The organism is Psychromonas sp. SR45-3 (genome assembly GCF_014163575.1).
Classification (GTDB): Bacteria; Pseudomonadota; Gammaproteobacteria; order Enterobacterales; family Psychromonadaceae; genus Psychromonas; species Psychromonas arctica.
The window spans coordinates 1-4,057 of sequence record NZ_JACJDP010000074.1 but is presented as its reverse complement, the minus strand read 5'-3'; the positions used below and the strand labels follow the sequence as shown (position 1 = coordinate 4,057).

The following is a 4,057-nucleotide window of genomic DNA, read 5'->3' as shown; positions in this document are numbered from 1 at the left end:
AATCTCCTTGAACACAACTCAGAAACTCAGTCAATTAAAGATGAACATGAACTGTTATTACATGAGTATACGAAAAACCTATGCATGAAAAAATTAGGGAAAGGTAAACTTAAAGTCGATCGAGCTAAGGTTTTTGTAAAAGCGAAAAATTTATACAAAACAGATTTTGAAGAATTAATTAGTCTGATCGAAGAAGATGGTGAAGAAGAAACCAAATATACCGAAAATTCTAGGTTAGATAGCAAAGAAAAGATATTTGTGAGGACTGATAAAAAATCTTTTAATAAAGCAGCATCCATGATGATGGAAATAAGAGATATTTACACATTAGATTCTGTGTTTGGCCTAGATGTATCATTGAATGTTGATATTAGACACAATGGAATTGTTCCATTTCTGCGTTCTGTATTTGAAAAACATGATTTAATGTGTAAGAAACTAAACGGTCTGTATTTAGATAATGAATTTTTTAGTGATTACTTCAAAAATATATTAAATCTCCATTATTATGAAATTTTACAGGACGCTTTTAAAGAATTCTCATCATCAATTGATAAATTGCTTGGGAGAATAAAAGTAAAATTCATACAGATTTCTACAAATGATTTATCTTCTGATGAGTCGCTATTTAAGTTCACTTTTGCAAGTGATGATGTAAATCGTATATTAGATTTAATAAAAGCAGGGTCAACGTATGAGGAAGTGATTAATAATATAATTTCTGATCTAGACCGTAAAGCCAATCTATTAATTAAGCAAGGTAAGGTTGTACTTGAAAAAGTTTTGTTGGCGCAAGTTAATGATTATTTTAAAGAAATTAAAACGGTAGCAAACGCTCTAGGTCCAAATGCCTATAGAATTAATGACCGAATAGCACTAGCTCGCACAGATTTAATTGAAGAAGTTAAAGTTGTAACTAATTGGCTTGATTTTTCAAAGTCCGCTGGAGAACATTTCCCTATCAATGTACCAGTATTAGAAGCTTTTAATTTTGTTGAAAAAATGTTCCCAAAAGTAAAGATGAAGCAATCTCTTGGTCAAAAACAAACATTGCTTATTAATGGTACTCATTTATCCAATTTCATTCGCGTATTTTCAATTCTAATAGAGAATGCAGTTAAACGCAGAGAAAATGCAACCGAGTGCTCTTTAGATATTAAGATATCTGAAGTTGGAGATGAGTCACATTTTGTTATCTCTTCTAACTCTAAGGGAATTGATATGGGTAAAGTTGGGACAATTAACGAAACTGTAAATAATATTAATTACCTTGATAAAGCTAATAGAGAAAATAACAGCGGATTTTATAAAATAAAACGAATATTTGAGCAAGAGTTAAATGTTAAAAACTCTATTCAGATAAATATTGAAGAGAATCGTTTTTCTGTTGTAATTATTTTTAATAATTCGAGTTTAATCATAAAGGAATAATAACTATGTTAATTCTAGTTGCTGAAGATAATAATTTTAAAGAAAAGCAAATTATTGATTTCTTGATTGATGAAATGAAATTTGATGAATCCCTCATTCAGATTGTAGACAATAAGGATGATGTAATTGAAGCTTTATCAACAACGAGTTTTGATTTCTTTATTTTAGATATGAGTTTACCTAGGTATAAAGAAGATGATACTGACATAAAGCATTTAGCTGGAAAAGATATTTTAATTCACATGAAGCATAAAAGACTTTCTCTTCCGACTGCAATATTAACTCAGCATGATGTATTTGGGCATCATGATGATCAAGTATCATTGAAAAAACTGAGATCTGAATTATTAATTAGGTTTAAAAAGTTTCTTTGCTCCGTTATTGCTTGGGAGTCTTCATCAAATGAATGGAAAGAGCAGTTAAGCATTTTAATTAAGGACAAAAGAGTTGATTAGAGTACTGGTAGTTGAAGATAACGAGATTAAATATAATTTAATTAAGGAAAAATTAGTTACTATTGGTGTTACAGCAATATGTAATGTTGCAAATATTTATGATGCTGAGACAGAGTTAAAATTATCACACTTTGATATTTTAATTTTAGATATGCAATTACCGATGAGAAATTTAGGAAAAAAATTAGATAATGCAGGCTTAGGTTTACTAAGAACTTTGAAACATAGCATCAATAAAAGGAAAAGTAGCTTTAAAATTCCAAATGTAATAATTGGTTTAACCGAGCACCCAGAAATTTTTAAAAAACAGGCAAAAAGTTTCTCCGAGCAAAGAGTTTTTGCATATCAATATAATAATTGTAGCGATGACTGGGCTGTTCAAATAATTATAAGTATTCAAGAGTATGTTGCGACGAAAGAAATAGCGGTAGAAAAAAAAGAAGCAATGAAGATAATTTATTCAATACATGGAATTATGACTTTTGGCGAATGGCAAACTGATTTTGATGATCATTTAATAGATAAAAATAGAAATGAAATAAAACATGTAAAATTCCAATACAACTTTTTTCCTATAATTTCTTTTTTAATTCCATATTTCAGAAAAAAAGAAGTAAATTCTTTTGTTAAAGAACTACTAGATCTACAGAGTCAGTACCCTGATTCGGAGGTTGATATTATTGCACACAGTTTTGGGACTTACATTTTGAAACAAGCTGCTGAAGAAATGTCGTTGATATCTAGCCCTAATTTCAATCGGTTTATTTTGTGTGGTAGTGTTTTAAAACCTAAATATCCATTTTCTGACTTGATCAACAAATATACTTTAAAGGGTATTTTAAATGAATGCGCATTATCTGACTTTCCTCTAATTCTGAGTCATTCCGTTGCTTGGGGATTAGGAATGGCTGGCCGAGTTGGTTTTAAAGGAACATATGTAGATGCAGTAAAAAATCAATATAGGGAAGGGGGCCATAGTTCTTTTTTTAATAAAAAGACTTTTGATGAATGGTTACTGTATCTAGATACTGGTATTACAGCGGGGCATGATGCTAGAAAAAAAGTAACGCTGTACTCTGCAATAAAAAATACTGTCATATACTTTTTACCGCATATTGCTTTGCTAGGAATAGTTGGTTTTTTAATAATTAAATTGGCCGCATAAAATTTTCCTCTAATTTCTCGGTTCCTATCGTTTTTTTTTGGGGGGGGGAAAGCGACTTAGCCACTCACGCAAAATTTCAACGAAATAAGAGATAGCTGACATGAGCTATCTCTTTTTATTTACGCTTTCTCTTCCACAATCTGCTTAACCAAGTTCCTCACCAACCCACTCACGGTAATGTCATTATCTCGAATATACGCTTTTAATAATTCTGACTCCTTTGGGTTCAAAGTAAGCGTCTAGCGAACCACACCTACTTTTTAACATACCATGGTAACAAGCTATCGATACCGGGTTCTGGTTTGAACAGTTCATCAAGACAAGCATTGACGTAATCAAATGGGATCAGACCATTTACCTTGGCGGTTTCTACAATACTGTAAAGTGTCGCACTAGCATGGGCACCCTTGGCCGTTTGGCTAAATAACCAATTCTTTCGTCCTATCACAAACGGTTTGACTGCACGCTCTGCCCGATTGTTATCAATACTTAATCGACCATCATCTAGGTAGCGTATCAGCTTGTGCCATTGATTGGCTAGATAGTTAGCAGCTTCTATTAGCTTGCTGTTACCGACTAAATGTCGCTGATTCTCTTCAAGCCATGTGTTTAGCTTATTAATAATAGGTAAACTATCAGCTTGCCTTGCTGTATATTTTTCATCGATGCTTTTATCTTTAATACGGGATTCAACGCCATACAGTTTTTGGATGAGACTCAATACGACATCGGCTTTACCTGCTTTATGTTTACCTTGTAGCTTTTTCGCTTCAATGAACTTGCGCCTAGCATGCGCCCAACAACCTACGAGGGTAGCCTGCGTTTTACCATAAGCTTGATACCCATCAACATGCAAGTAGCCTTGATAACCATTAAGGTAGTCGACCACGCAGGTGGCTGCGCGACTATTGTGGAAGTCGTAAAGTACGATATTAGGGACAGGATGATTCGGGACTGGTGAGTCTTGCCCTGAGCAATAGACCCACATGTAACTATTCACTTTATC

General features: G+C 32.9%; 4 protein-coding genes. 3 read left to right on the top strand and 1 reads right to left on the bottom strand.

Annotation, left to right across the window (positions count from 1 at the left end; translation table 11 throughout):
- The 3 genes from H5084_RS19060 to H5084_RS19050 all read left to right on the top strand — a co-directional run.
- A partial coding sequence (locus tag H5084_RS19060) for a hypothetical protein (protein ID WP_220486019.1) occupies positions 1–1,431 on the top strand: 1,431 nt, incomplete at its 5' end.
- A 5-nt stretch (positions 1,432–1,436) separates the two neighbouring features.
- A complete protein-coding gene (locus tag H5084_RS19055) occupies positions 1,437–1,886 on the top strand; it encodes a response regulator (RefSeq protein WP_182692213.1) in 450 nt (149 codons plus the stop codon).
- The gene (locus tag H5084_RS19050; protein WP_182692212.1) at positions 1,879–3,051 is read left to right on the top strand and encodes a hypothetical protein; all 1,173 of its coding nucleotides are present in this window, start codon (positions 1,879–1,881) and stop codon (positions 3,049–3,051) included. Before H5084_RS19055 ends, H5084_RS19050 begins: the two co-directional genes overlap by 8 nt.
- Before the next feature lie 253 nt (positions 3,052–3,304).
- Here the strand turns inward: H5084_RS19050 and tnpC are convergent.
- A partial coding sequence (tnpC, locus tag H5084_RS19045; protein WP_182692211.1) for an IS66 family transposase occupies positions 3,305–4,057 on the bottom strand: 753 nt, incomplete at its 5' end.

Coding starts and splice junctions, on each gene's coding strand:
- H5084_RS19055 (WP_182692213.1), top strand. CDS start 1,437: ATGTTAATTCTAGTTGCTGAAGATAATAATTTTAAAGAAAAGCAAATT.